Annotated in this window: 22 protein-coding genes; 10 read left to right on the top strand and 12 right to left on the bottom strand. The window is 67.7% G+C overall.

Going from position 1 to position 25,966, the window contains the following annotated elements:
* Positions 1-15 precede the first annotated feature (15 nt).
* Positions 16-783, bottom strand: a complete 768-nt coding sequence (ampDh3, locus tag VQ065_RS07980) for an N-acetylmuramoyl-L-alanine amidase AmpDh3 (RefSeq protein ID WP_003085647.1) — start codon at positions 781-783, stop codon at positions 16-18.
* A 626-nt stretch (positions 784-1,409) separates the two neighbouring features.
* Positions 1,410-1,805 (bottom strand): DoxX family protein, encoded by a 396-nt coding sequence (locus tag VQ065_RS07975; RefSeq protein ID WP_023098810.1) that lies wholly within the window; start codon positions 1,803-1,805, stop codon positions 1,410-1,412.
* 560 nt (positions 1,806-2,365) lie between these two features.
* On the opposite strand from VQ065_RS07975, the gene VQ065_RS07970 reads away from it, so the two are divergent.
* Positions 2,366-2,593, top strand: a complete 228-nt coding sequence (locus VQ065_RS07970) for a hypothetical protein (RefSeq protein ID WP_003085644.1) — start codon at positions 2,366-2,368, stop codon at positions 2,591-2,593.
* A gap of 209 nt (positions 2,594-2,802) precedes the next feature.
* Here VQ065_RS07970 and VQ065_RS07965 read toward each other — a convergent pair whose 3' ends face one another.
* The 5 genes from VQ065_RS07965 to VQ065_RS07945 all read right to left on the bottom strand — a co-directional run bounded on the left by VQ065_RS07965 (position 2,803) and on the right by VQ065_RS07945 (position 6,318).
* The gene (locus VQ065_RS07965) at positions 2,803-3,624 is read right to left on the bottom strand and encodes an aldo/keto reductase (protein ID WP_003085642.1); all 822 of its coding nucleotides are present in this window, start codon (positions 3,622-3,624) and stop codon (positions 2,803-2,805) included.
* 31 nt (positions 3,625-3,655) lie between these two features.
* A complete protein-coding gene (locus tag VQ065_RS07960; protein ID WP_003085641.1) occupies positions 3,656-4,096 on the bottom strand; it encodes a VOC family protein in 441 nt (146 codons plus the stop codon).
* An 85-nt stretch (positions 4,097-4,181) separates the two neighbouring features.
* On the bottom strand, positions 4,182-4,505 hold the full coding sequence (locus VQ065_RS07955; RefSeq protein WP_004364132.1) for a DUF3325 domain-containing protein: 324 nt from the start codon (positions 4,503-4,505) through the stop codon (positions 4,182-4,184).
* Positions 4,505-6,025 (bottom strand): PepSY-associated TM helix domain-containing protein, encoded by a 1,521-nt coding sequence (locus VQ065_RS07950; protein ID WP_003085640.1) that lies wholly within the window; start codon positions 6,023-6,025, stop codon positions 4,505-4,507. Before VQ065_RS07950 ends, VQ065_RS07955 begins: the two co-directional genes overlap by 1 nt.
* Positions 6,022-6,318 (bottom strand): DUF3649 domain-containing protein, encoded by a 297-nt coding sequence (locus VQ065_RS07945; RefSeq protein WP_003085639.1) that lies wholly within the window; start codon positions 6,316-6,318, stop codon positions 6,022-6,024. The genes VQ065_RS07950 and VQ065_RS07945 overlap by 4 nt, the downstream gene beginning before the upstream one ends.
* A 655-nt stretch (positions 6,319-6,973) precedes the next feature.
* Between VQ065_RS07945 and VQ065_RS07940 the strand changes: the two genes are divergently transcribed.
* Positions 6,974-8,965 (top strand): DEAD/DEAH box helicase, encoded by a 1,992-nt coding sequence (locus VQ065_RS07940; protein ID WP_003140910.1) that lies wholly within the window; start codon positions 6,974-6,976, stop codon positions 8,963-8,965.
* Between the two features lie 13 nt (positions 8,966-8,978).
* Here VQ065_RS07940 and VQ065_RS07935 read toward each other — a convergent pair whose 3' ends face one another.
* Positions 8,979-9,629, bottom strand: coding sequence for a class I SAM-dependent methyltransferase (locus tag VQ065_RS07935; RefSeq protein WP_003118644.1), 651 nt, complete (start codon positions 9,627-9,629; stop codon positions 8,979-8,981).
* Between the two features lie 117 nt (positions 9,630-9,746).
* Here VQ065_RS07935 and VQ065_RS07930 point away from each other — a divergent pair, with 117 nt between their 5' ends.
* From VQ065_RS07930 to prpD, 6 genes are all read left to right on the top strand, one after another.
* A complete protein-coding gene (locus tag VQ065_RS07930) occupies positions 9,747-10,469 on the top strand; it encodes a GntR family transcriptional regulator (RefSeq protein WP_003085635.1) in 723 nt (240 codons plus the stop codon).
* A 10-nt stretch (positions 10,470-10,479) separates the two neighbouring features.
* Positions 10,480-11,376 carry a methylisocitrate lyase gene (gene prpB, locus VQ065_RS07925; protein ID WP_003085630.1) on the top strand — a complete coding sequence of 299 codons (897 nt, stop codon included), beginning with the start codon at positions 10,480-10,482 and terminating at the stop codon, positions 11,374-11,376.
* Between the two features lie 92 nt (positions 11,377-11,468).
* Positions 11,469-12,596, top strand: coding sequence for a bifunctional 2-methylcitrate synthase/citrate synthase (gene prpC / locus VQ065_RS07920; RefSeq protein ID WP_003085628.1), 1,128 nt, complete (start codon positions 11,469-11,471; stop codon positions 12,594-12,596).
* 130 nt (positions 12,597-12,726) lie between these two features.
* Positions 12,727-15,333: a Fe/S-dependent 2-methylisocitrate dehydratase AcnD gene (gene acnD / locus VQ065_RS07915; protein ID WP_003085627.1), complete on the top strand. Its 2,607-nt coding sequence runs from the start codon at positions 12,727-12,729 to the stop codon at positions 15,331-15,333.
* A gap of 118 nt (positions 15,334-15,451) precedes the next feature.
* Positions 15,452-16,639, top strand: coding sequence for a 2-methylaconitate cis-trans isomerase PrpF (gene prpF, locus VQ065_RS07910; RefSeq protein WP_003085624.1), 1,188 nt, complete (start codon positions 15,452-15,454; stop codon positions 16,637-16,639).
* 134 nt (positions 16,640-16,773) lie between these two features.
* Positions 16,774-18,258, top strand: coding sequence for a 2-methylcitrate dehydratase (prpD, locus tag VQ065_RS07905; RefSeq protein WP_003085622.1), 1,485 nt, complete (start codon positions 16,774-16,776; stop codon positions 18,256-18,258).
* Here the strand turns inward: prpD and VQ065_RS07900 are convergent.
* Positions 18,236-19,024, bottom strand: coding sequence for an AraC family transcriptional regulator (locus VQ065_RS07900; RefSeq protein WP_003085619.1), 789 nt, complete (start codon positions 19,022-19,024; stop codon positions 18,236-18,238). The two genes, prpD and VQ065_RS07900, sit on opposite strands and share 23 nt — an antisense overlap.
* Positions 19,025-19,130: 106 nt before the next feature.
* Here VQ065_RS07900 and VQ065_RS07895 point away from each other — a divergent pair, with 106 nt between their 5' ends.
* Positions 19,131-19,946: a sulfite exporter TauE/SafE family protein gene (locus tag VQ065_RS07895; RefSeq protein WP_003085615.1), complete on the top strand. Its 816-nt coding sequence runs from the start codon at positions 19,131-19,133 to the stop codon at positions 19,944-19,946.
* Between the two features lie 121 nt (positions 19,947-20,067).
* Here the strand turns inward: VQ065_RS07895 and VQ065_RS07890 are convergent, their stop codons facing one another.
* From VQ065_RS07890 to VQ065_RS07880, 3 genes are all read right to left on the bottom strand, one after another.
* The gene (locus VQ065_RS07890) at positions 20,068-21,483 is read right to left on the bottom strand and encodes an amino acid permease (RefSeq protein WP_003085613.1); all 1,416 of its coding nucleotides are present in this window, start codon (positions 21,481-21,483) and stop codon (positions 20,068-20,070) included.
* A 322-nt stretch (positions 21,484-21,805) separates the two neighbouring features.
* Entirely contained in the window at positions 21,806-22,471 is a 666-nt protein-coding gene (locus VQ065_RS07885; protein WP_003085610.1) for a class I SAM-dependent methyltransferase, read from the bottom strand.
* A gap of 4 nt (positions 22,472-22,475) precedes the next feature.
* Positions 22,476-22,685 (bottom strand): hypothetical protein, encoded by a 210-nt coding sequence (locus tag VQ065_RS07880; RefSeq protein ID WP_009875978.1) that lies wholly within the window; start codon positions 22,683-22,685, stop codon positions 22,476-22,478.
* A gap of 154 nt (positions 22,686-22,839) precedes the next feature.
* Between VQ065_RS07880 and VQ065_RS07875 the strand changes: the two genes are divergently transcribed.
* A complete protein-coding gene (locus VQ065_RS07875) occupies positions 22,840-25,965 on the top strand; it encodes a transglycosylase domain-containing protein (protein ID WP_023875768.1) in 3,126 nt (1,041 codons plus the stop codon).
* Position 25,966: the final 1 nt, after the last annotated feature.

Here is a 25,966-nt window from a genome sequence, read left to right as displayed (position 1 = left end):
CTCGCGGTTAATGGCTCAGGCCGGGTATTTCTCGTTCAGAGCGTAGAGGATCGCCGCCGTCTCCACATCCAGCGCGCCGTCGTAGTTCTCCGGGCGGAAATGCATCTGGAAGGCGCGCAGCAGGCTGGCGAAGTAGGCGTCGTCGACCGTCGCCGGCAGCACATAGCCGTACAGGCGAAACGCCTCCAGCAGGTCGGCGCGCGGCGGCAGGCCGTCGCGCTCGAAGCCTTCGCGATAGCGATCGCGGGTGGCGTCGTCGTACCAGGCGCCGATACCGGCCTCGTAGAGTTCCTTCCAGGGCAGCTTCGGACCCGGGTCGGACTTGCGCCCGACGGCGATGTCGGAGTGGCCGACCACGTTCTTCGGGGTCATGTCCGGGTAGCGCTGCAGGATGTTCTTCGCCAGTTGCTTGAGTGCGTTGATCTGCGAGCGCTCGTAGTCGGGGAAGGTGAACACGCCGTCGTCGTCGCGGGCGAGGTTGACGATCTCGATGCCGATGGAAGTGTCGTTGAGGTTGTCGCGGCGCGCCCAGCCGCTGACGCCGGCGTGCCAGGCGCGGTCTTCCTCGGCGACCAGGTTGAAGATGCGCTGGCCCTTGAAGCCGGCGGCCTTGTAGCTGGGGTCGTGCGGCGCCGGGATCAGGTAGTGGGCGCTGGCGGCGCCGGTGGTCAGCGCCTTGACCGAAGCGGCGAAGTCGAGCGCGGTGTAGTGCAGCACCAGGAAGCGCACGCGTTTGCCGTAGGGGGTAGTGGTGCGATAGCTGTTGTAGTCGATGGTCAGCATGGTTTTCACCTTTTTGCGGATGATGGAAAGCCCCCGGCCACAGGCTCGCCTGTAGCTAGGGACGTCGATGCAGCGATGAGGTTCAGGGGCCGGCCGAGGAAACGCGGGCCCCGGCTAAACCGGAAGGAAGAAGACCGGGCATAAAAAAGCCCGGCACGCGGCCGGGCAAAAGGGATACACCAAAGGCAAGCCCCAGCGAACTGGGGGTACGGGGGCTCACCGAGGCCACTGAACGATGGCGTTATGACAGCAGTCGGCACAACCGAACTTTAAGTTGGCCGGACGCCGTGCGGGCGCACCCCAGAGCCTTTCGCAGCGGTCGCCGCCCGCTGCGTCCGGTTGCGCGGCGGGCGGAAACGACGAAGCCCGGCGCTGGGGCCGGGCTTCGAGGGCGACCACGGGAAACGTGATCATGGGAAAAAACTACCGCGAGCGTCCCGCCGCGTGCAACACCGTTCGTCCGTTGGCCGCTCTACTTTGCACTTCTTCACAAAGTTCACCAATAGCCATACAGACCCTCGACAGAGCGGCTACTACTCTATCCACGCCAGGTCCGATTGCTCCTCCATCTCCTGGCATTCCCGGCCACTGTCCACCCCCGCACAGTGGCTTTTTTTCGCCTGCGCCTAGCGTCGTGCCAGCGGCGCCTCGTCCCGCGCCAGCATCAGCGCCAGGATGCAGCCGAGGAGGAACGCCTGCAGCGCCAGGCGAGCGGCCAGCAGCGTCGACGGGAAGGATGGGAACAGGTCGGGGTGCTGCCACATGTAGAGGTTGGCCGGGGTCACGCAGAGGGTCAGGATGAACAGCCCGCACGCCGCCAGCCGGCGCCATGCCGGCACCAGCAGGGCGGCGGCGCCGAGCAGTTCGAAGACCCCGCTGACCCACACCGCCGCCAGCGGCCAGGGCACGTAGGGCGGGACGATGCCGACGAAGAAATCGGTGAAGACGAAATGGCCCAGCCCACCCAGCAGGAACCAGGCGGACACGAAGGCCACGAGCAGCGTGCGAGCGGGCGACGGCATGGATAACCTCGGCGCGGCGATGGAACGGCAATCCTGCCACGCGCCGCCGACGCCAGGCCCATAACCTTTGCCCGGTTGGCAGGCGTCCGCCGAAACAAATGCTCAAACATTCCCGCCGCCGGGGCGACATCTGCTCAAAAAATGTCCTGGCCTTTCTTCGTCGAAAGACATAGAATCCGGAACTGCGTACCAAACTGAAAGTCAATCAGGCTTTACCCCACGACCGGGCCCACAGATGAAAAGGGCTCTACCATCAGGGTTACAGCCTTCCGATGGTTCTTCGGTCGCCACTCTTCTGAAGCAATCCCCTGCCACGCAGGGCCGATGGGAAGACCGGCGTCCCGCAATACCACCCGCAGATTGATCAGGATCCTGGCCTGGAAACTTTCCTGCCAATCGATCCTCTGATTAGTACCTGAACTGCCAGCTTGCTCTTTTCGAAAAAAGCCGGCATAACCAGTACGTTCCCCCGACACAAAGCTTTCTTGGCACTGTCACGGAGCGGGAACATTTGCAATATACGCTGCTCCATAAGCGTGAAAGTAAAGGAACATAAGAATATGTCTATTCAACATCGTACTCAGGATGCAATTCGCACCCTAACCGCCGCATTTGCGCCGTTCGACTGCCTGATCCAGGCAACTCGTAAAGGAAACTTCAGTTTCACCATCGTTGACCAGCATGGCGTGGCCTGCCACAGCGAGCGCCTGTATCCGGAGCAGTACGACGACTCCGGCAAAATGGAAGAAGTGATCAATCGAGTTCGCAAGAAAACACTGGCTGCCTGAATCATGCAAGCATCAGCGCGAATGCAAGGAAAAGCCCCGTCCCCGACGGGGCTTTTTTGTGGGACAGCGAAAAATACAGGTTAAGTTGAAGAAAGTTCCCACGCAGGAAATAAATATTTACTTATTCCTTTTTAAATATTTCCTCGCCAACTTCGTCATATTCCTGCGGCCAGGGGAAACAAGCGCAGGCCGTTTCTCCTGTACTCCACTCAGACGATCGCCAGGTTTCGCTTGCGGGTAGGCGGCGGGAACGCCTGGTCGAGCGCCCGCAGGTCGTCGGCGCTCAGTTCCAGGTCGGCCGCCGCCGCATTCTGGCGGATGTGAGCGGACGTCACCGCCTTCGGGATCGCGATCACCCCCTGCTCCAGTAGCCAGGCCAGGGCGACCTGGGCGCTGCTGGCGTCGTGGCGCGCGGCGATCTCGCCGAGCGCCGGGTGCCGTAGCAGCCTGCCGCCCTGCCCCACCGGACAGTAGGCCATCACCGGCATGCCGCGCTCCTGGCACCAGGGCAGCAGGTCGTATTCGATACCGCGTTCCTCCAGGTTGTACATCACCTGGTTGGCGGCACAGGCGCTGCCGTCCAGTTCGTACATGTCGCCCAGGTCGAAGTTGGACACGCCCCAGCGCAGGATCTTGCCCTGGTCGCGCAACCGCTCGAAGGCTTCGATGGTTTCCTCCAGCGGATACCGGCCCTGCCAGTGCAGCAGGTAGAGGTCGATGGTTTCGCAACCGAGCCGGCGCAGGCTGCGCTCGCAGGCCGCCGGCAGACCCTTGCGGCTGGCGTTGTGCGGGTAGACCTTGCTGACCAGGAAGACCTTTTCGCGGCGTCCCGCGATAGCCGCGCCGACCACGTCCTCGGCGCCGCCCTCGGCGTACATCTCGGCGGTATCGATCAGCGTCATCCCCAGTTCGATGCCTTCGCGCAGCGCCGCGACCTCGCGCTTGCGTTCGCCGGGCTGCTCGCCGATATGCCAGGTACCCTGGCCGATGGTGGCGACCTCCTGGCCATCGATCAGCGTGAGCGTTTTCATGCAGCGTCTCCTGTGGTGAATGGACGGGGCCTCATGCCCAGGGATCATAGCTGCCGAAGCTCCAGACGTGGCCCTCCGGATCGCGGCAAGTGAAGCCGCGACCGCCGTAGTCCTCGTCCTTGATGTCGATGACGATCTCGGCGCCGGCGGCCTGGGCGCTGCGGAACAGGGCGTCGGGATCGGCGACCACCAGGTAGAGGCTCTGGGTATTGCCGCCGGCTTCGTCGACGTGCCGCATCAGCCGACCATAGGCGTTGTCGCGGACGCTCGAACCGAGCATCAGCATGCCGTTGGCGCCGTTCGGGCTGGCGTAGGTCAACTCGGCGTGGAGCACCTGTCCGTCCTCGCCGGGCACCACCAGCTTGCGCTGGAAGCCAAAGGTCCGGCACAGCCAGTCGATGGCGGCCGGCGCATCGCGGTAACGCAGGCAGGGAATGACGCTGGCGACGGTGTTGCTGGCGGGCGTGTGCATGGCGCATACCTCCGGGGGAAAGCACGACCACCAGCATAGACGCTGGACCGGGCCGCCCCCGAGGCACGGATGGGCGGCGCGCCCTTCAGCGCAGCAGCGCCAGCACCCCGCCGAGCAACGGCACTCCGGCGGCGCAAGGCAATGCCCAGCGTGGCCGCCAGGCGAGCAGCAGGACCAGCGTGCCGGCCGCCAGCATCAGCAGGCAGGACCAGAAGACGATGCCGATCTCCACGCCCTGCCGGTGGATCGAGAAGGCCAGCGCCAGGCCCAGGTCGAGCAGCGCCACGCCGCGTAGCAGAAGCACCCGGGAAGCCGACGGCTGGTGGCCGAGGAGGTTCTTGTGGTGGCGGTTCATGGCCAGGCAGAGAGCGGTGAAGGCCAGCAGGTTGAGGCCGAAGACCAGCAGCATCAGGCCACCTCCTGGACGTTCAGGCGTCGCCGGGCGGGCTTGCTCGACGCTTGCCGACGTCGCCAGCCGAGCCAGGCGCAGAGCAGGCCGAGGCCCAGCAGGCTGAGGTCGACGCCGGCCAGCACCCAGTCGCCGCGCTGCAGGCTGGCCAGCAGGTTGCCTTCCGGGCTACGCAGCAGGCCGAGCAGCGGCAGGCCCAGCGCCAGCACGGCGGCGAGGCGCAGTTGCGTGCGACCGAGGGTCCCGCTGTTGCGGCGGACGATGGCCCACAGCGCGACCAGCGCCCAACTGGCGCAAAACACGCGGATCTCCCAGGTGTCGCGGCCGGCCAGTTGCGTCGGCAGCAGGCGGTTGCCCCACAGCAGCGCCAGGCTGGCCAGCGGCAGGCCGCCGCAGACCGCCAGGTTCAGCGCCCGCACCAGACCAATGCCGCGACTGCCGCGAGCCTCGCGCTTGGCCAGCCAGACCTGCAACCCGCCGAAGATCATCATCGCCCCGGACAGCCCGAGCAACAGGTACATCCAGCGCACCAACTGGCCGCCCCACTGGATCATGTGCAGGCCGGTCAGCCAGCCGTAGGTGGCGTAGCCGGGCGCATAGGACGGCTGGGCATGCAGCAGTTCGCCGCTGGAGGCATCGAAGTTGACCGTGCGCTGGTCGTCGAGGATGCGCGAGGCGTCGCGCCGGCGGATGTCCACGGTGGCCGCCTCGTCATAGGGATGGTGGACGCTGATCCAGCCCGGCGCGCCGCCGTCGGCCCAGACCTTGCCGGCCTCGACGATCAGGCCGTCGATGGACGCCGGCGGCCCCGCCGGGCGGCCGACTTCCTCGCGTTCGTAGGAGCCCTGCACTTCATGGAAGAAGCGCTCGCCATCGTTCTGGTAGACCACCTGCAGGCCCGCCTGCATGTAGTAGACGATGAAGATCACCAGGCCGGTGTAGGCGATCATCAGGTGGAACGGCAGGCCGATCACCCCCAGCACGTTGTGCGCGTCGAGCCAGGCGCGCTGCCGCGCCGCCTGCGGGCGCAGGGTGAAGAAGTCCTTGAAGATCCGCCGGTGCACGATGGTCCCGCTGACCAGCGCCACCAGCATCAGCATCCCGGCGATGCCGACGATGTACAGGCCGACCATGCCGGCGTGCAGGTCGTAGTGCAGGGTGAAGAAGAACTCGCCGCCGACCGTCTTCGGCAGCGGCTGGCCGCTCACCGCGTCCAGCTGGAAGGCCTTGAACTCGCTGCCGTCGCGCGGTTCCCAGCCGGCGTTCCAGTAAGGCGCCCGCTCGCTCGGCGGCAGCATCCACCAGGCATGGGCATCGGGCGCGCGCTGGCGCAACCAGTCGCGCACCTGGTCGGCGCCCAGCGACTGCGCGCCGGGCAGGTGCAGGTCCGGCTGCATCCAGCGGGTCAGCTCCTTGTCGAAGCTGGCCAGGCTGCCGGCGAAGACGATGACGAACAGCAGCCAGCTGACCAGCAGCCCCGACCAGGTATGCAGGCCGGACATCGATTGACGCAGGTTCATGGACGCGCTCCGTAGTCGAGGCCGAGCCAGGCCAGGCCGCCCAGCGCCAGGCTGGCCAGCGCCAGCACCCAGCAGGCGCGCCAGGCGCTGCGCGCGGCGAAGGCGTAGACGATGGCCGCGACCCACACGGCGAAGCAGCCGAGGCTGCCGAACGAGACCCGGTCGGGACGCGGCAGCGGCAGGTAGATGCTCAGGCAGGCGGTGACCGCATAGGCCAGCGCGTAGCCAAGCAGGACCGCGACGAGGATGCGGCCGGTGACGGACAGTCCGCCGGCCAGGGCCTGGCTGGTCATGGGGCGGCGTCCCGGGTGGAAACAGGGCCTTGCATCGTCGCTACCTCGTCTGGCTGGCACGGCGACGCCGCGCTCGCGGGTGGCGAGGCGGTCGTCGATTCGGAAGGTTTGCGACTGTATCTCAATTACGTTCGCATTTGTACTTGCTCCGGACGACCGCCAGGTCGCGGCACGCCTGGGATTGCCGGGGTCCGACGAGAGCGGGTCGTATCCCGCCGTCCCCGCCCGCCTCGCCATACGTCCATCTCCGCTCTGCGCAAGCGCGTCGAGCTTGGTAATATCGGCTGTTTGCGGTTTCGGCTGGTTCCGCCGAAGGACATACCGGATGACTTCACCCTCCGCCCCAGACACCCAGCTCAGCCTGGCCATCGACCCGGCCCGGCCGTATGCGCGGCTGACCCTCGGCAGCCACGTGCACAGCGGCTACGACCTGCGCAGCGGACGCATGCAGAGCATTTCCCGGCACCGCGCGGCGCTGGCCTTCATCTATGCCGGCGAGGCGGTTTCCGGGCGTCCCGGCAGCGAGCCACGGGAGGCCCAGCGGCGTATCGAACGGCGTCCGGCGCACGAGCAGGAATACCGCGAGACCCTGCGCCGCCTCGGCTTCAAGCCGGCGACCCGGCGCAGCGACGCGCTCGAGGAAAGCGCCGGCGAGATGTTCGAACTGCCCGGCGACAACGCCTGGCTGCACTTCATGCAGGACGACCTGCCGCGCCTGCGCCAGCAGGGCTGGTTCATCGACATCCGCGCTGACTTCGCCTACGACCTGACGCCCATCGACGCCTGGTACGCCGAGGTCGAGGAAGCCGACGACCGCCAGTGGTTCGAGCTGGAACTGGGCATCCAGGTCGCCGGACAGCGGGTCAGCCTGCTGCCGGCTCTGACCGAGCTGATCCGCCGCAGTCCGGCCCTGCTCGATCCGCGCGCCCTCGCCCGGCACGCCGACGAAGAGCAACTGGTGCTGCGCCTGGAACTCAACCCGCCGCTGCGCGTGGCGCTGCCCTTCGGCCGCCTGAAGCCGGTGCTGGCGACGCTTTCCGACTTCTACCTGGGCGACCCCGAACCGCAGCGCAAGCTGCGCCTGGGCGCACCGGACGCGGCGCGCCTGGCCGATCTCGACGAGTTGCCGCTGGCCTGGGAAGGCGGCGACAACCTGCGCGACTTCGCCCGCCGCCTACGCAGTTTCCAGGCTCGTCCGGCGACCCCGCCGCAAGGCCTGCGCGCCGAACTGCGGCCCTACCAGCTCGAAGGCCTGAGCTGGATGCAGACCCTGCGCGAACTCGACAGCGGCGGCGTGCTGGCCGACGACATGGGGCTGGGCAAGACCTTGCAGTCGCTGGCCCACGTGCTCCTGGAAAAGCAGGCCGGGCGGCTCGACACGCCGGCGCTGGTGGTGATGCCCACCAGCCTGATCCCCAACTGGCTGGACGAGGCCGAGCGCTTCGCCCCCGATCTGCGCGTGCTGGCCCTGCACGGCGCCGGCCGGCGCCGCGACTTCGCCCGCATCGACGAGCACGACCTGGTGCTGACCACCTATGCCCTGCTGCCACGCGACGCCGCCGAGCTGGGCAAGCGGCGGTTCCACCTGCTGATCCTCGACGAGGCGCAGAACATCAAGAACGCCACCACCAAGGCCGCCGTCGCCGCCCGCGAGCTGGCGGCACGGCATCGCCTGTGCCTGACCGGCACGCCGCTGGAGAACCACCTCGGCGAACTCTGGTCGCTGTTCCATTTCCTGATGCCCGGCTGGCTCGGCGACGCCCGCCAGTTCGCCCAGGACTACCGCACGCCGATCGAGAAGCACGGCGACGAGGCACGCCTCAGCCACCTGGCCGCGCGCCTGCGGCCGTTCCTGCTGCGACGGACCAAGGAACAGGTGGCCTCGGAACTGCCGCCGAAGAGCGAGTTCACCCAGTTCGTCGAACTCAGCGAGGCGCAACGCGAACTCTACGAGACCGTGCGCCTGGCGCTGGACCGCAAGGTCCGCGAGGAGATCGCCCGGCGCGGCCTGGCGCGCAGCCGCATCGTGATCCTCGAGGCGCTGCTCAAGCTGCGCCAGGTCTGCTGCGACACGCGCCTGCTGCAACGCCAGGAAGACGGCGCGCGCAGCGGCCGGGCGCTCAGCTCGGGCAAGCTGGCCTACCTGCTCGACATGCTCGACGAACTGATCGCCGAGGGTCGCCGGGTCCTGCTGTTCTCGCAGTTCACCTCGATGCTCGCGCTGATCGAGGACGCCCTGCGCCAGCGCGGCGTCGACTACGTCCTGCTGACCGGCGAGACCCGCGACCGCCGCGCCCCGGTACAGCGCTTCCAGAGCGGCAAGGTGCCGGTGTTCCTGATCAGCCTGAAGGCAGGCGGGGTCGGCCTCAACCTGACCGCGGCGGACACCGTGATCCACTACGATCCCTGGTGGAACCCGGCGGTGGAGAATCAGGCCAGCGACCGCGCCTACCGCATCGGCCAGGACAAGCCGGTGTTCGTCTACCGGCTGATCGCCCGCGGCACGGTGGAAGAGAAGATCCAGCACCTGCAGCAGGAAAAGGCCGCCCTCGCCGACGGCCTGTTCAGCGAAGGCAACGGCGACGGCTGGAAGCTCGACGAGGCCGATATCGACGCGCTGTTCGCGCCCTTGCCCAAGGCGCTCTGAGCGCCGCCCGGATTCAGCGCGCGACGCCGCGGTAGACGTAGGTCATCGGCCGCGGCCCGGGCAGGTAGCCCTGTTCCAGCTCGTCGATGCGAAAGCCGGCCTCGCGCAGCAAGGCCGGCATGTCGCGGTCCAGGTGACAACCGCCGGCCAGCGGTTTCCACCAGGGCGTCAGGCGCCGTTGCCAGGCCAGCACCGAGGCGTCCGGCGCGCGCCCGTGCTCGCAGAACAGCAATTCGCCGCCACGCTTCAGCACCCGACGCATCTCGCCCAGCGCCGGCAGCGGCGCGGCGATGGAGCAAAGGGTGAAAGTGCAGACGATGGTGTCGAAGCTTTCCGCCTCGGCGCGGATCTCGCCAAGCTCGAGGGCGACCATTTCCACCGGGATGCCGATTTGCGCCGCGCGCTCGCGGGCCAGCGCCTGCATTTGCGCGGCCGGGTCGACGCCGACGATCGCCGACACCTTCGCCGCGTCGTAGAAGCCCAGGTTGAGCCCGGTGCCCAGACCGATCTCCAGCACCCGCCCATGGGCGCGCGGCACCAGCAGCGAACGCTGCTTCATCACGTCGCCCATGCCGCAGGCGAAGTCGATCAGGCGCGGCAACACGTAACGGTCATAGATGCCCACGAAACTCTCTCCTGGCACAGCGGCTGGAGGGGAAAGCATAGACCAGCGATGCATTAGACGATTGTCGACAATCAAGCGACGAATGATTGACCCCACGCAATCCAGGCGGTAGCTTTCGCAAACATTGTCGACACATCGACCCAGACAGCCAGTACCATGACCCAGAACCCGCCCCCTCTCGAAATTGCCCATGACGACGGCGAGACCTTGTCGGAACACGTCTTCCGCAAGATCCAGAGCGCCATCGTCAGCGGCGAGATCGCGCCGGGCAGCAAGATCTCCGAGCCGGAGCTGGCGCGCACCTACGGCATCAGCCGCGGCCCGCTGCGCGAGGCGATCCACCGCCTGGAAGGCCTGCGCCTGCTGGTGCGGGTGCCGCATGTCGGGGCGCGGGTGGTGTCGCTGAGCCACGCCGAGCTGATCGAACTCTACGAGATCCGCGAGTCCCTGGAAGGCATGGCCTGCCGACTGGCCGCCGAGCGCATGAGCCAGGCCGAGATCGACGAACTGCGCCGGGTGCTCGACACCCACGAGCGCGACGAGGCGTTCCAGGCCGGGCGCGGCTATTACCAGCAGGAAGGCGACTACGACTTCCACTACCGGATCATCCAGGGCAGCGGCAACGCCACCCTCACCCGCATGCTCTGCGGCGAGCTCTACCAACTGGTGCGGATGTACCGCATCCAGTACTCGACCACACCGAACCGGCCGCGCCAGGCCTTCGCCGAACACCACCGCATTCTCGACGCCATCGCCGACCGTGACGGCGAACTGGCCGAGCTGCTGATGCGCCGCCACATCAGTGCGTCGCGCCGCAATATCGAGCGCCAGCTGGAACCCCAGCCGGCGAAGCTCGCCTCCGCTTCCTCCACCGTCTAAGAGGTCCGTGATGAGCCAGACGTCCCTTACCCCCGGCCAGCGCTTCCGCGAAGCCGTGGCCACCGAGCACCCGCTGCAGGTGGTCGGCACCATCAACGCCAACCACGCCCTGCTGGCCAAGCGCGCCGGCTTCAAGGCCATCTACCTGTCCGGCGGCGGCGTCGCTGCCGGTTCCCTGGGCCTGCCGGACCTGGGCATCAGCGGCCTCGACGACGTGCTCACCGACGTGCGCCGGATCACCGACGTCTGCGACCTGCCGCTGCTGGTGGACGTCGACACCGGCTTCGGCTCCTCGGCGTTCAACGTCGCCCGCACGGTGAAGTCGATGATCAAGTTCGGCGCCGCCGCGATGCATATCGAGGACCAGGTCGGCGCCAAGCGCTGCGGCCATCGGCCGAACAAGGAGATCGTCTCGCAGCAGGAGATGGTCGACCGCATCAAGGCCGCCGTCGATGCCCGCAACGACGACTCCTTCGTGATCATGGCGCGCACCGACGCGCTGGCCGTGGAAGGCCTGCAGGCCGCCATCGACCGCGCCTGCGCCTGCGTCGAGGCCGGCGCCGACATGATCTTCCCGGAAGCCATGACCGAACTGGCCATGTACAAGGAGTTCGCCGCCGCGGTGAAGGTGCCGGTGCTGGCCAACATCACCGAGTTCGGCGCCACCCCGCTGTTCACCACCGACGAACTGGCCTCCGCCGACGTGTCCCTGGTGCTCTACCCGCTGTCGGCCTTCCGCGCCATGAACAAGGCGGCGGAGAACGTCTACACCGCGATCCGTCGCGACGGCACCCAGAAGAACGTGATCGATACCATGCAAACCCGCATGGAGCTGTACGATCGCATCGATTACCACAGCTTCGAGCAGAAGCTCGACGCGCTCTTCGCGCAGAAGAAGAACGCCTGAGCATCGAGCCCGGCGTGCGCCTGAGCGCCGGTCCGCGAACCCCGTGAAACCGAGTTGCAGCATCCAGAAAAAATTCAAGAAAGGAGAGAGCAATGGCTGAAGCAAAAGTACTGAGTGGCGCCGGCCTGCGTGGCCAGGTGGCCGGCCAGACAGCCCTGTCCACCGTCGGCCAGGAAGGCGCCGGCCTGACCTACCGTGGCTACGACGTCCGCGACCTGGCGGCGGCGGCGATCTTCGAGGAGGTCGCCTACCTGCTGCTCTACGGCGAACTGCCGAACAAGCAACAGCTCGACGCCTACCTGAAGAAGCTCCAGGGCCAGCGCGACCTGCCGCAGGCGCTGAAGGAAGTTCTCGAACGGATTCCCAAGGACGCCCACCCGATGGACGTGATGCGCACCGGCGCCTCGGTCCTCGGCACCCTGGAACCGGAGCTGAGCTTCGACCAGCAGCGCGACGTCGCCGACCGCCTGCTCGCCGCCTTCCCGGCGATCATGACCTACTGGTACCGCTTCACCCACGAAGGCCAGCGCATCGACTGCAACAGCGACGAGCCGACCATCGGCGGGCACTTCCTCGCCCTGCTCCACGGCAGGAAGCCCAGCGAGCTGCACGTGAAGGTGATGAACGTCTCGCTGATCCTCTACGCCGAGCATGAGTTCAACGCATCCACCTTCACCGCGCGGGTTTGCGCCTCGACCCTGTCCGACCTGTACTCCTGCGTCACCGGCGCCATCGGCTCGCTGCGCGGCCCGCTGCACGGCGGCGCCAACGAGGCGGCGATGGAACTGATCGAACGCTTCTCTTCGCCGCAGGAAGCCACCGCCGAGCTGCTGAAGATGCTCGAGCGCAAGGACAAGATCATGGGCTTCGGGCATGCCATCTACAAGGATTCCGACCCGCGCAACGAAGTGATCAAGGGTTGGTCGAAGCAGCTCGCCGACGAGGTCGGCGACAAGGTCCTGTTCGCGGTTTCCGAGGCCATCGACAAGACTATGTGGGAGCAGAAGAAGCTGTTCCCCAATGCCGACTTCTACCACGCCTCGGCGTATCACTTCATGGGCATCCCGACCAAGCTGTTCACGCCGATCTTCGTCTGCTCGCGGACCAGCGGCTGGACCGCCCACGTCTTCGAACAGCGCGCCAACAACCGCATCATCCGCCCGAGCGCCGAGTACACCGGCGTCGAGCAGCGCGCGTTCGTGCCGCTGGAGCAACGCTGATCCATGCCGTCCGGCGCGCCGAACACGAGCGCGCCGGACGGTTGCCGCACCCAGAATTCGAAAGGCCGGCGTGGGCTGCGCCACGGCGCGAGCGACACGCTTCCGAACACCCCGTGATTGAGTCCGAGCCATGAACAGCGCACACCGCAAACCGCTCCCCGGCACCCGCCTGGACTACTTCGACGCCCGCGAGGCGGTCGAGGCCATCCAGCCCGGTGCCTACGCCAAGCTGCCCTATACCTCCCGCGTGCTCGCCGAGAACCTGGTGCGCCGCTGCGACCCGGCGACCCTGGAGGCTTCGCTGCGCCAACTGGTCGAGCGCAAGCGCGACCTCGACTTCCCCTGGTACCCGGCGCGGGTGGTCTGCCATGACATCCTCGGGCAGACCGCGCTGGTCGACCTCGCCGGCCTGCGCGACGCCATCGCCGACAAGGGCGGCGACCCGGCCCAGGTCAACCCGGTGGTGCCGGTGCAACTGATCGTCGACCACTCGCTGGCGGTGGAATGCGGCGGCTACGACCCCGAGGCCTTCGCCAAGAACCGCGCCATCGAGGACCGCCGCAACGAGGACCGCTTCCACTTCATCGACTGGACCAAGCAGGCCTTCCGCAACGTCGACGTGATCCCGCCGGGCAACGGCATCATGCACCAGATCAACCTGGAGAAAATGTCGCCGGTGATCCAGGCGCGCGACGGCGTGGCCTTCCCCGATACCTGCGTGGGCACCGACAGCCATACCCCGCACGTCGACGCCCTGGGCGTGATCGCCATCGGCGTCGGCGGCCTGGAAGCGGAAAACGTGATGCTCGGCCGCGCCTCCTGGATGCGCCTGCCGGACATCGTCGGCGTCGAGCTGAGCGGCCGTCGCCAGCCGGGCATCACCGCCACCGACGTGGTGCTGGCCCTGACCGAGTTCCTGCGCAAGCAGAAGGTGGTCGGCGCCTACCTGGAGTTCTACGGCGAAGGCGCCTCCAGCCTGACCCTCGGCGACCGCGCGACCATCTCCAACATGGCTCCGGAATACGGCGCCACTGCGGCGATGTTCGCCATCGACCAGCAGACCATCGACTACCTGCGCCTCACCGGCCGCGACGACGAGCAGGTCGCCCTGGTGGAGGCCTATGCGCGCACCGCCGGACTCTGGGCCGACAGCCTGGTCGACGCCGAGTACGAGCGGGTACTGAAGTTCGACCTGTCCAGCGTGGTGCGCAACATGGCCGGCCCGTCCAATCCGCACGCCAGGGTCGCCACCAGCGAACTGGCGGCGAAAGGCATCGCCGGCAACCTCGAGCGGGCCCGCGCCGAGGAAGCCGAGGGCCTGATGCCGGACGGCGCGGTGATCATCGCCGCGATCACCAGTTGCACCAACACCAGCAACCCGCGCAACGTGATCGCCGCCGGCCTGCTGGCGCGCAACGCCGACCGCCTCGGCCTGGTCCGCAAGCCATGGGTGAAGACCTCGCTGGCACCCGGCTCCAAGGTGGTCACCGAATACCTGCGCGAAGCCGGCCTGCTGCCGCACCTGGAAGCCCTCGGCTTCGGCGTGGTGGCCTACGCCTGCACGTCTTGCAACGGCATGTCCGGCGCCCTCGACCCGGCGATCCAGCAGGAGATCGTCGAGCGCGACCTGTACGCCACCGCGGTGCTCTCCGGCAACCGCAACTTCGACGGGCGCATCCACCCCTACGCCAAGCAGGCCTTCCTCGCCTCGCCGCCGCTGGTGGTGGCCTACGCCATCGCCGGGACCATCCGCTTCGACATCGAGCGCGACGTGCTCGGCGTGGTGGACGGCAAGGAGATCCGCCTGAAGGACCTCTGGCCGAGCGACGAGGAGATCGACGCGGTGGTCAGGGCGGCGGTGAAGCCCGAGCAGTTCCGCCAGGTCTACATCCCGATGTTCGACATCACCCACGGCGAGCGCGAGAAGGTCGACCCGCTCTACGCCTGGCGCCCGACGAGCACCTACATCCGCCGCCCGCCGTACTGGGAAGGCGCCCTCGCCGGCGAACGCACCCTGCGCGGCATGCGCCCGCTGGCGGTGCTGCCGGACAACATCACCACCGACCACCTGTCGCCGTCCAACGCGATCCTCGCCGACAGCGCGGCAGGCGAATACCTGGCGAAAATGGGCCTGCCCGAGGAGGACTTCAACTCCTACGCCACCCACCGCGGCGACCACCTCACCGCGCAACGCGCGACCTTCGCCAACCCGAAGCTGTTCAACGAGATGGTGCGCAACGCCGACGGCAGCGTGAAGCAGGGTTCGCTGGCGCGGGTCGAGCCGGAAGGCAAGGTGATGCGCATGTGGGAAGCCATCGAGACCTACATGGAGCGCAAGCAGCCGCTGATCATCGTCGCCGGCGCCGACTACGGGCAGGGTTCTTCGCGCGACTGGGCGGCCAAGGGCGTGCGCCTGGCCGGGGTGGAGGCGATCGTCGCCGAGGGCTTCGAGCGCATCCACCGCACCAACCTGATCGGCATGGGCGTGCTGCCGCTGGAGTTCAAGCCGGGTACCACCCGCCTGACCCTGGGGATCGACGGCAGCGAGACCTTCGACGTGCTCGGCGCTCGCCGGCCGCGCGCCGACCTGACCCTGGTCATCCACCGGCGCGACGGGGAGCGGCTCGAAGTGCCGGTGACCTGCCGCCTGGACAGCGACGAGGAAGTCTCCATCTACGAAGCCGGCGGCGTACTGCAACGCTTCGCCCAGGACTTCCTGGAGGCGGCCGGCGCCTGATGGCGCCGGCGAAACACCCTGGTAGGACGGGCGACGCGTAGCGTCATCCGCCGACGACCGGCAGCGGCTGTCGAACGCATCCGCTGCCCCTGAATTCGATTGCCGAGGACGACGACGCATGGCCCACCCACCCCAGATCCGCATCCCCGCCACCTACCTGCGCGGCGGCACCAGCAAGGGCGTGTTCTTCCGCCTGGAAGACCTGCCGGAATCCTGCCGGGTCCCCGGCGAGGCGCGCGACCGGCTGTTCATGCGGGTGATCGGCAGTCCCGACCCCTATGCCGCGCACATCGACGGGATGGGCGGCGCCACCTCCAGCACCAGCAAGTGCGTGATCCTCTCGAAGAGCAGCCAGCCGGGCCATGACGTCGACTACCTCTACGGCCAGGTCTCCATCGACAAGCCCTTCGTCGACTGGAGCGGCAACTGCGGCAACCTCTCCACCGGGGCCGGCGCCTTCGCCCTGCACGCCGGGCTGGTGGATCCGGCGCGGATACCGGAAGACGGCATCTGCGAGGTACGCATCTGGCAGGCCAATATCGGCAAGACCATCATCGCCCACGTGCCGGTGAGCGGCGGCCAAGTCCAGGAAACCGGCGACTTCGAGCTGGACGGAGTGACCTTCCCGGCGGCCGAGATCGTGCTGGAATTCCTCGACCCGTCCGACGACGGCGAGGACGGCGGCGCCATGTTCCCCACCGGCAACCTGGTGGACGACCTGGAGGTGCCGGGGGTCGGCACCTTCAAGGCGACCATGATCAACGCCGGGATTCCCACGGTGTTCGTCAATGCCGAGGAGATCGGCTACCGCGGCACCGAGCTGCGCGAAGAGATCAACGGCGACCCGCAGCAACTGGCGCGCTTCGAACGGATCCGCGTCGCCGGCGCCCTGCGCATGGGCCTGATCAAGACCCCCGAGGAAGCCGCGACCCGCCAGCACACGCCGAAGATCGCCTTCGTCGCCCCGCCCCGCGACTACCGCACCGCCAGCGGCAAGCTGGTGGCGGCCGGCGATATCGACCTGCTGGTCCGCGCGCTGTCCATGGGCAAGCTGCACCACGCGATGATGGGTACCGCGGCGGTGGCCATCGGCACCGCCGCGGCCATTCCCGGCACCCTGGTGAACCTCGCCGCCGGCGGCGGCGAACGCAGCGCGGTACGCTTCGGCCATCCCTCCGGCACCCTGCGAGTGGGCGCCGAGGCCAGCCAGGCGAACGGCGAATGGACGGTGACCAAGGCGATCATGAGCCGCAGCGCGCGAATCCTCATGGAAGGCTGGGTGCGCGTACCCGGCGAGGCCTTCTGAACCGACCTATCCTTACTCCGGCCTTCCGCCACCGCGAAAGGCCGGGGCGTCTTGCAGCCACGACAAGAAAAACCATCCCCGAACCAGCCTGACCCGAGAGGAAACCCACCACTTACGAACCACTGGAGTACGCGATGAGTGCCAACGTCGATCTCAACCAACGTCCCGACTACGACGCCGTCCTGCAGGACATCGCCGACTACGTGCTGGACTACCGCATCGATTCCGCGGAGGCCCTGGACACCGCCCGCAACTGCCTGATGGATACCCTCGGCTGCGGCCTGCTGGCGCTGCGCTTCCCGGAATGCACCAAGCACCTCGGCCCGCTGGTCGAGGGCACCCTGGTCCCGCACGGCGCGCGGGTGCCGGGCACCTCCTTCCGGCTCGACCCGGTCAAGGCCGCCTGGGACATCGGCTGCATCGTCCGCTGGCTGGACTACAACGACACCTGGCTGGCCGCCGAGTGGGGCCATCCCTCGGACAACCTCGGCGGCATCCTCGCCGTCGCCGACCACCTCTCGCAGAAACGCCTGGCCAACGGCGAAGCGCCGCTGAGCATGCGCCAGGTACTGGAAGCGATGATCATGGCCCACGAGATCCAGGGCGTGATCGCCCTGGAGAACTCGTTCAATCGCGTCGGCCTCGACCATGTGCTGCTGGTCAAGGTCGCGTCCACCGCCGTCTGCGCCAAGCTGATGGGGGCCGACCGCGAGCAACTGCTGGCCGCCCTCTCCCACGCCTTCGTCGACGGCCAGGCCCTGCGCACCTACCGTCACGCACCGAACGCCGGCTCGCGCAAGTCCTGGGCCGCTGGCGACGCGACGAGCCGCGGCGTACGCCTGGCGGACATCGCCTTGCGCGGCGAGATGGGCATCCCCGGCGTGCTCAGCGCGCCGCAGTGGGGTTTCTACGATGTCCTGTTCAGCCACACCAGCAAGGACCTGGCGACCAAGCCCGAGAACAAGCGGCGCTTCAGCTTCCCCCAGGGCTACGGCAGCTACGTGATGGAAAACGTGCTGTTCAAGATCAGCTTCCCCGCCGAATTCCACGCGCAGACCGCCGCCGAGGCCGCCGTGCGCCTGCATCCGCTGGTGAAGGACCGCCTGCAACGGATCAGCCGCATCGTCATCACCACCCACGAGTCGGCGATCCGCATCATTTCCAAGGTCGGCCCGCTGGCCAACCCCGCCGACCGCGACCATTGCCTGCAGTACATGACCGCCGTGCCGCTGATCTTCGGCGACCTGGTGGCCGAGCACTACGAGGACGCCTTCCACGCCGCCCACCCGCTGATCGACCGCTTGCGCGAGAAAATGGAGATCGTCGAGGAGCCGCGCTACAGCCGTGAATACCTGGAGGCGGACAAGCGCTCCATCGCCAACGCCCTGGAAGTGTTCTTCGACGACGGCAGCAGCACCGGCCAGGTCGCCGTGGAGTACCCGCTCGGCCATCGCCGCCGGCGCGCCGAAGGCATTCCGCTGCTGCAGGAGAAGTTCAAGGCCAACCTGGCCACGCGCTTCCCGCCGCAGCGCTGCCAGAGGATCTTCGACCTGTGCAGCCACCAGGCGTCGCTGGAAGCCACGCCGGTGAACCGCTTCATGGACCTCCTGGCGATCTGAGCGCGCCCGCCTGGAAGGCGCTGGGCGGCTGGCCGAGGACCCGGCGGAACATGGTCGAGAAGGCTGCCGGGCTCTGGTAGCCGCAGTCCAGGGCGATGGCAGTGACCGTTTCGCCGCCGGCCAGCCGCGCCAGTGCCTGCACCACGCAGGCGCGTTGCTTCCAGGCCCCGAAGCTGAGGCCGGTGTAGCGACGGAAGGTGCGGTTGAAACTGCGCAGGCTGGTATGCAGCAGCCCGGCCCAGCGCTCGGCGCTGGCGCAGATGTCGGGCTCGACGAGGAACGCCTCGCAAAGCGCCAGCCAGCGCGGCTCGGGCGGCAAGGGCACGTGCAGCGGCAGCGTCTCGGCCGCCGCCAGCTCATGGAGCAACAGCGTCGCCAGCGCGCCGTCACGACCTTCGGTGTCGTATTCCAGGGGCATGTCCACCGCCGCCAGCAACAGTTGCCGCAGCAACGGCGACACCGCCAGCACCTGGCAGTGCGCCGGCATCGCCGTGGCGCTGCCGGGCTCGATGTACAGGCTGCGGGTGCTCACCCCGAGCATTCGCACCTCGTGCTCGACGCCCGGCGGAATCCACACCGCGCGCTGTGGCGGCACCACCCAGCCGGCGTCGCCGGTACGCACCTGCATCACTCCGCTGGCACCGTACAGCAATTGCGCGCGACGGTGCCGATGGCGCGGCAGCAGGTAGCCGTCGGGATAGTCGGTACCCATGGCCACCACGGCCCGGGGCGTGGCGTCGTACTGCTCGATGGAAGCGTTGCGCATGGTCGAAGCACCTGGCCGAAACACGAATAGTATTGGCCAACCTCGCGAAGCGGGCCAATCCCGGGACACCTAAGCTGGCCTTCCGCTCTCGTTCCGGAAACCCGCCATGTTCTATCTCCTGCTCTTTCTCTGCGGCTGCCTCACCGGGGTCAGCGCCGTGTTGTTCGGCTTTGGCGGCGGCTTCGTGGTGGTGCCGCTGCTCTATCACCTGCTGCAACTCGGTCGCGCCGCCGACGACCCGCTGGCCCAGGCGGCCATGCAGGTCGCGGTGGCCACCTCGACCTGCGTGATGATCGTCAACGCCGCCCTCGCCACCTATCGCCACCGGCGCGCCGGCAGCCTGCTGCGCGCCTATGTCTGGCCGCTGGGCGCGTACATCGGTGTCGGCGCGGTGCTCGGCGCGGCGCTGGTCGGCCTGGCCAGCGGCGACTTCATCCGCCTGGCCTTCGTCGCCTACCTCGCCATCACCATCCTCGACTGCCTGTTGCGCCGCGGCTTCCTCAGCCGCGCCGAGGAGCGCCAGGCGCGGCCGCTGGGTGTCGGCGAGACGCGCCTGGGCGGAACGCTGATCGGTGCGATCGCCACCTTCCTCGGCGTCGGAGGCAGCGTGATGACCGTACCGCTGCTGCGTCGCTGCGGGCTGAGCATGACCCAGGCGACCTCCATGGCCAACCCGCTGAGCCTGCCGGTGGCTCTTGGCGGCACCCTTACCTACCTGGTCCTGGCCGGCTACCAGGAGCAAGGCCTGGGCCGAGGCTTCGTCGGCTACATCGACCTGCTGGCCTTCGCCACCCTGGCCGGCGGCGGCTGGCTCGGCATCCGCCTGGCGACCCCGCTGATCGGGCGGATTCCCGATGCGCTGCATGCACGGGTGTACGTCGGCCTGCTGGCGGCGGTGATGCTGAGCATGCTGGCGGGCTGATGCCCCAGCCTGGGTAGGGCGAATAACGCCAACGGCGTTATCCGCCGCACCGGGCCGGATATCGGCGCAACGAAAAAAGGGCCTCGTCCGAGGCCCTTCTTCCTTTCCGGCGCTACACCGCTCAGGACGCCGCGCGGCTTACCGCGCCGGCGCCGGCAGGCTCCTTCGGCGCCAGGTTGAAGGCGTAGTACAGGACGGTCAGCAGCAGGATGAACGGCGGGCCGATGTAGAGGGCGATGCGGGTGTCCTCGAAGAAGGCCATCAGCACCACCACCATCACCAGGAACGCCAGCGCCAGGTAGGAACTGAGCGGGTACAGCCACATGCGGTATTGCAGCTTGTCGCACTCGGCCGGGCTGAGCGTCTTGCGGAAGCGCAACTGGGCCAGCAGGATCATCGCCCAGGTCCAGATCGCGCCGAAGGTGGCGATGGAAGTCACCCAGACGAATACCTTCTCCGGCACCAGGTAGTTCAGCAACACGCCCAGCAGCAGCGCCAGGATCGACAGGATCAGCGCCCGGCGCGGTACGCCGCTGCGCGAGGCCTTGCCGAAGAAGGCCGGGGCCTGGCGATGCTGGGCCAGGCTGTAGAGCATGCGCCCGGTACTGAAGATGCCGCCATTGCAGGACGACAGTGCGGCGGTGATCACCACGAAGTTGATGATCCCGGCGGCGGTCTTGATGCCCATGCGCTCGAAGGTCATCACGAAGGGGCTGCCCTGGGTGCCGATCTCGCTCCACGGATAGAGCGACATGATCACGAACAACGAGCCGACATAGAACAGCAGGATGCGCCAGAACACCGAGTTGATCGCGCTGGGAATGGTCTTGGTCGGGTTACGCGCTTCGCCGGCGGTGAGGCCGATCATTTCCACCCCGAGGTAGGCGAACATCACCATCTGCAGCGACATCAGCACGCCCTGGATGCCATTGGGCATGAAGCCGCCGTGGGCCCAGAGGTTGGAGATGCCGGTGGCGATGCCGTCGTTGCCGAAGCCGAAGGCGATCATGCCGATGCCGACCACCACCATCGCCAGGATGGTGACGATCTTGATCAGGGCGAACCAGAACTCGAACTCGCCGAAGGCGCGCACCGCGATGAGGTTGATCGTGCCCATGCTCGCCAGGGCCGCCAGGGCCCAGATCCAGCGCGGCACGTCGGGGAACCAGATGCCCATGTAGACGGCGACGGCGGTGATCTCGGCGACACAGGTCACCAGCCAGAGGAACCAGTAGTTCCAGCCGGTGATGAAGCCCGCCAGCGGGCCCAGGTAATCCTTGGCATACTGGCTGAAGGAACCGGCCACCGGATTGTGTACCGCCATCTCGCCGAGGGCGCGCATGATCACCAGGATCGCCAGGCCGCCGAGGATGTAGGAGATCATGATGGCCGGGCCTGCCATCTGGATGGCCTTCGCCGAGCCCAGGAACAGGCCGACGCCGATACAGGCGCCGAGCGCCATCAGGCGGATGTGTCGCTCACCGAGCTCGCGCTTCAGGGAGCCGTCTTGAACCTTCTGTTCGCCGACAGACGACATGGGAACAACCTCATTTTGTTATTGAGATAGATCAGTTGCGGACTCGCTCGTACGGTCGGGGTAGGGAAACGGATTTCACCAACGGCGCGGCCCCTGCGCGATACCGCACAGCGGGCGACGACGGGGCGTCATAGGTTCCAGGACTGCACACCGGAAGAGGCTGTCCGCTCTCGTGGAGCGAACGTGGGCATTGCGGGAGTCGACTACAACTGAGGTCGGGCCGGAGTTTTACACAAGATTTCGAGGCCGTCATGCCCCGCGACAGGGCAACTGGACCAAAGGCGTAAGCGCTCTGCAACGCCCATTGCGGGGCTGAAAGGTTTCACTCGGCGAGTCCTGCCCGCAGCAACAGGGACAGCGGCCTGCCGAGCCGGGGATGGACGGTTTCGCTCAGACCCCGCAGGCGCCAGCCGCTGCCGTCGAGCAGCGCCAGCCAGGACTCCAGGGTGCGGAAATACCAGGGCATGCTGTCGCGGAAGCCTTCGCCGAAGCCGTCGAAGCGCTCCTCGCGCCAGCCGTCGCGGTAGTCTTCGCCGCCGGCGGCCCAGGGATGCAGGGTCTGGATCAGCAACTCGCCGCCGCTTTCCAACAGAGCCGGCCAGGCCGCCAGGCAACCGGCAAGGTCTTCGTCGAGCAGGGAGAAATTGCACACCAGGGCGTCGAAACGACCGAGCCCCGAGGCCGCATCCAGCTCGCGGTAGGCCAGGCGCCGGAAGCTACCGCCGCCCGCCGCGCGGGCGAGTTCGATCAGTTCCGGCGAGGCGTCGATGCCGACGCATTCGCCGACCTCGCCGGCCAGCGCCCGGCACAGCCAGCCCTCGCCGCAGCCGATATCCAGCAGGCGCCGCGGCGCGCGCTGGCGCAGCGCCTGGAGAATCGCGTCGTCGGTGGCCAGGCGGCGGCTTTCCAGGCGTCCCTCGCGCACGGCGCGGGCCCAGGCCTCGGCATTGCCGCGCCAGCTGCGCTCGAGCCGTCGGCTGCGCTCCATGGGGTCAGCGCAGGGGTTCGCGGCAGCGGAGGTCGCGGTAGGGGCCGTCGAGCCTGACCCAGCCGTCTCCCGGCGAGGTCTGCATGCAGGCGACCTGGCCGTCGAGCTTGCTCTGCCATTTGTAGAAGGGCGCCGGCGCGGCCTGCGCCGCGAGGCCGGAGAAACCCGCCAGGACGACACCGACGAGAAGGGGGAAAAGTGTGCGCATCGACATTCCGGACCCGAAACACAAGGAACTCAGACAGACACTCTAACCCCTGCGCCACGCCGCTCCAATCCTCGGTCGTCCGATTGCCGCCGGGGAGATTTTCCTTGCACGAATGACAGCAGGGTTGCAGCGGGACAACTAGACTTCCCCCCAGGTGCGGATGAATTGCGCAGCTACAGGCGGTGCGAGCATGGGTGCATCAGAACGATCCACGAACGACCCTTCCGAGCTGCAACCCTGCAGTCTCCCTGCCTCCGCTTCTCCTCGAAAAAGCCGTCTCCGCCAACGCCTGATGCTGATCGGCTTCGCCTTGCCGATCCTCGCCGCGGTAGGCATCGTGGTCCTTCACGAAGCGCACACCTCGCGGTTGCAGGCACGCGAGCTGGCACGCTACGCCGCGACCCTGGACTACGAGGTGCGCCAGGGTCCCAGCGAGGCCATCCTGTTCCCGGCGGACGGCCCCTTCGACCGCCGCCTCGGCTACCAGTTGCTGCCTTCGTTCATGCAGCGCCTGTACGACCGCGACTACGCCATCACCCGCCAGGCGCACTTCTCCCCGGCGCTGATGCGCTACGCCGAACACCGGCTGTTCCCGCCCTACGCGGAAAAGGCCCAGGCCGGGCTGGACATCGCCGATTGCCGCGGCGTGCCGATCTACGACTTCCGCTATCCGCAAAGGCGCTACGCGAACTTCGCCAGCCTGCCGCCGCTGGCGGTGCAGAGCCTGCTGTTCATCGAGAACCGCGACCTGCTCGATCACGAACGCCCCTACCTAAACCCGGCGGTGGACTGGGGTCGCTTCACCCAGGCGGCGCTGTCGCAGGTCGGCAAGATGCTCGGCTTCAGCACGCATTCCTCCGGCGGCAGCACCCTGGCGACCCAGATCGAGAAATACCGCCACTCTGCCGAAGGGCGCACCGGCAGCATCGGCGACAAGCTGCGGCAGATGCTCTCGGCCAGCGTACGCAGCTATCGCGAAGGCCCGGCCAACTTCGCCGCGCGCCAGGACATCGTGCTCACCTACCTCAACTCGGTGCCGCTGTCGGCGGCGCCGGGCTACGGCGAGGTCACCGGCCTGGCCGATGGCCTGTGGGTCTGGTACGGCGCCGACTACCGGCAGGTCGGCGAGGCCCTCGACGGCAAGGCCGGACTCGCCGCCCAGGGCCTGGCCCTGCGCCAGGTGCTGGCGCTGATGATCGCCCACCGCCGGCCTTCCTTCTATCTGGCGCCGCGCGGCCGCGACGAGTTGGACCGGATGACCGACAGCCACCTGCGGGTCCTGACCCAGGCCGGCGTCATCGAGGCGCCGTTACGCGATGCGGCGCTGGCGCAGAAGCTGGCGTTCCGCGACCCACGCAGCCAGCCGACGGTGCAACCGCTGCCGACCAACAAGGGCGTGACCCTGGCTCGCACCCGCCTGGCCGGGATGCTCGGCGTGCCACTGTACGACCTCGACCGTCTCGACCTGCGGGCCAATACCACCCTCCAGCACGAGTTGCAGGAAAGCGTCACCGCCTACTTGCAGAAACTCGCCGACCCGGACTACGCCGCCCAGCTCGGGCTGATCGGCGAACGCCTGCTGACCCCGACCTCGACCCGCTCGGTACGCTACAGCTTCACCCTGTTCGAACGTACGCCGAGCGGCAACCAGGTGCGGGTGCAGACCGACAACACCGACCAGCCCTTCGACATCAACGAAGGCAGCAAGCTGGAGCTGGGCTCCACCGCCAAGCTACGGGTGCTGGCCAGCTACCTGGAGACCGTCGCGCAGATCCACCGCGACTATGGCGGCATGAGCGTCGCCGAGCTGCGCAAGGTGGAAGTGGAGCCGCTCGATTTCATCCTCCGCTGGGGCATCGACTACCTGGTCGCCAGCCGCGACCGCGATCTTTCCGCGATGCTCCAGGCGGCCATGGAACGGCGCTATTCGGCCAGCCCCTACGAGAGCTTCTTCACCGGCGGCGGGCTGCACACCTTCAACAACTTCCGCAAGGAAGACAACGGCCGCCGGCCGATGCTGCTGGAAGCCCTGCGCGAATCGATCAACCTGCCCTTCGTGCGCCTGCTGCGCGACCTGATCCGCCACGATATCTACCAGAACGCCGGGAGCAAGGTGCAGTTGCTGGCCGACGACAAGGACCCGCGCCGCGCCGACTACCTCGACCGTTTCGTCGACAAGGAAAGCCAGGTCTACCTGCGCCGCTTCTGGGTCAAGTACCGCGACAAGGACGCCAACCAGCGCCTGGAGACCTTCCTCGACGGCCTGCGTCCCTGGCCGGTGCGGCTGGCCGCGATCCACCGCTACCTGCAGCCACAGGCCGACCTGGCGAGCTTCAGCGCCTTCCTCCGCGAACGCCTGCCCCGCGGCAGCCTGACCGACAAGCGCGCCGCCGAGCTGTACGAGCGCTACGGCCCGGGCAAGTTCAACCTCAACGACCAGGGCTACGTCGCCCGCGTGCACCCGCTGGAGCTATGGCTGCTCGGCTATCTGCAGAAGCAGCCGCAGGCGACCTTCGGCGAGGCGGTGGCGGCCAGCGGCGCCGAGCGCAAGGAGGTCTACGGCTGGCTGTTCAAGTCGCGGCACAAGAACGCCCGCGACAAGCGCATCCGCATCCTGCTGGAGGTGGAGGCCTTCCTCGACCTGCACCAGCAATGGAAGAAACTCGGCTATCCCTTCGATCACCTGGTGCCGTCCTACGCCACCGCCCTGGGCAGCTCCGGCGACCGCCCGGCGGCGCTGGCCGAACTGATGGGGATCATCGTCAACGATGGCGTGCGCATGCCGACCCTGCGCCTGGAGCACCTCGACTTCGCCTTGGGTACGCCCTACGAGACGCGCTTCGCCCCGGAAGCCACCCTCGGCCAGCGGGTGATGACCTCGGAGGTCGCCGCCACCCTGCGCAACGCGCTGTCCCAGGTGGTCGACGCCGGCACCGCGCGGCGCCTGCAAGGCACCTTCAGCCGTCCGGACGGCGCGCCACTGGTGATGGGCGGCAAGACCGGCACCGGCGACAACCGCCTGCAGACCTTCAGCGCCGGCGGCCACGTGCGCAGTTCGAAGGCACTGAACCGCACCGCCACTTTCGTCTTCTACATCGGCCCGCGGCACTTCGGTACCCTCACCGCCTACGTCGACGGCAGCGAGTCGAGCCAGTTCAAGTTCACCTCGGCCCTGCCAGTGCAGGTGCTCAAGGGCATGGCACCGCTCCTCAGGGACTACCTCGACCCACGCACCGCCACCCGCTGCCAGGTACCGTTGTCGCCGCAACAGATCGGCCGCCTGTAGC

Origin of the sequence: Pseudomonas sp. KBN10P06128 (genome assembly GCF_037574945.1) — a bacterium.
Taxonomy (GTDB): domain Bacteria; phylum Pseudomonadota; class Gammaproteobacteria; order Pseudomonadales; family Pseudomonadaceae; genus Pseudomonas; species Pseudomonas aeruginosa.
Note: the sequence above shows the minus strand (reverse complement) of the source record. Positions and strands in the feature narration are given on the sequence as shown.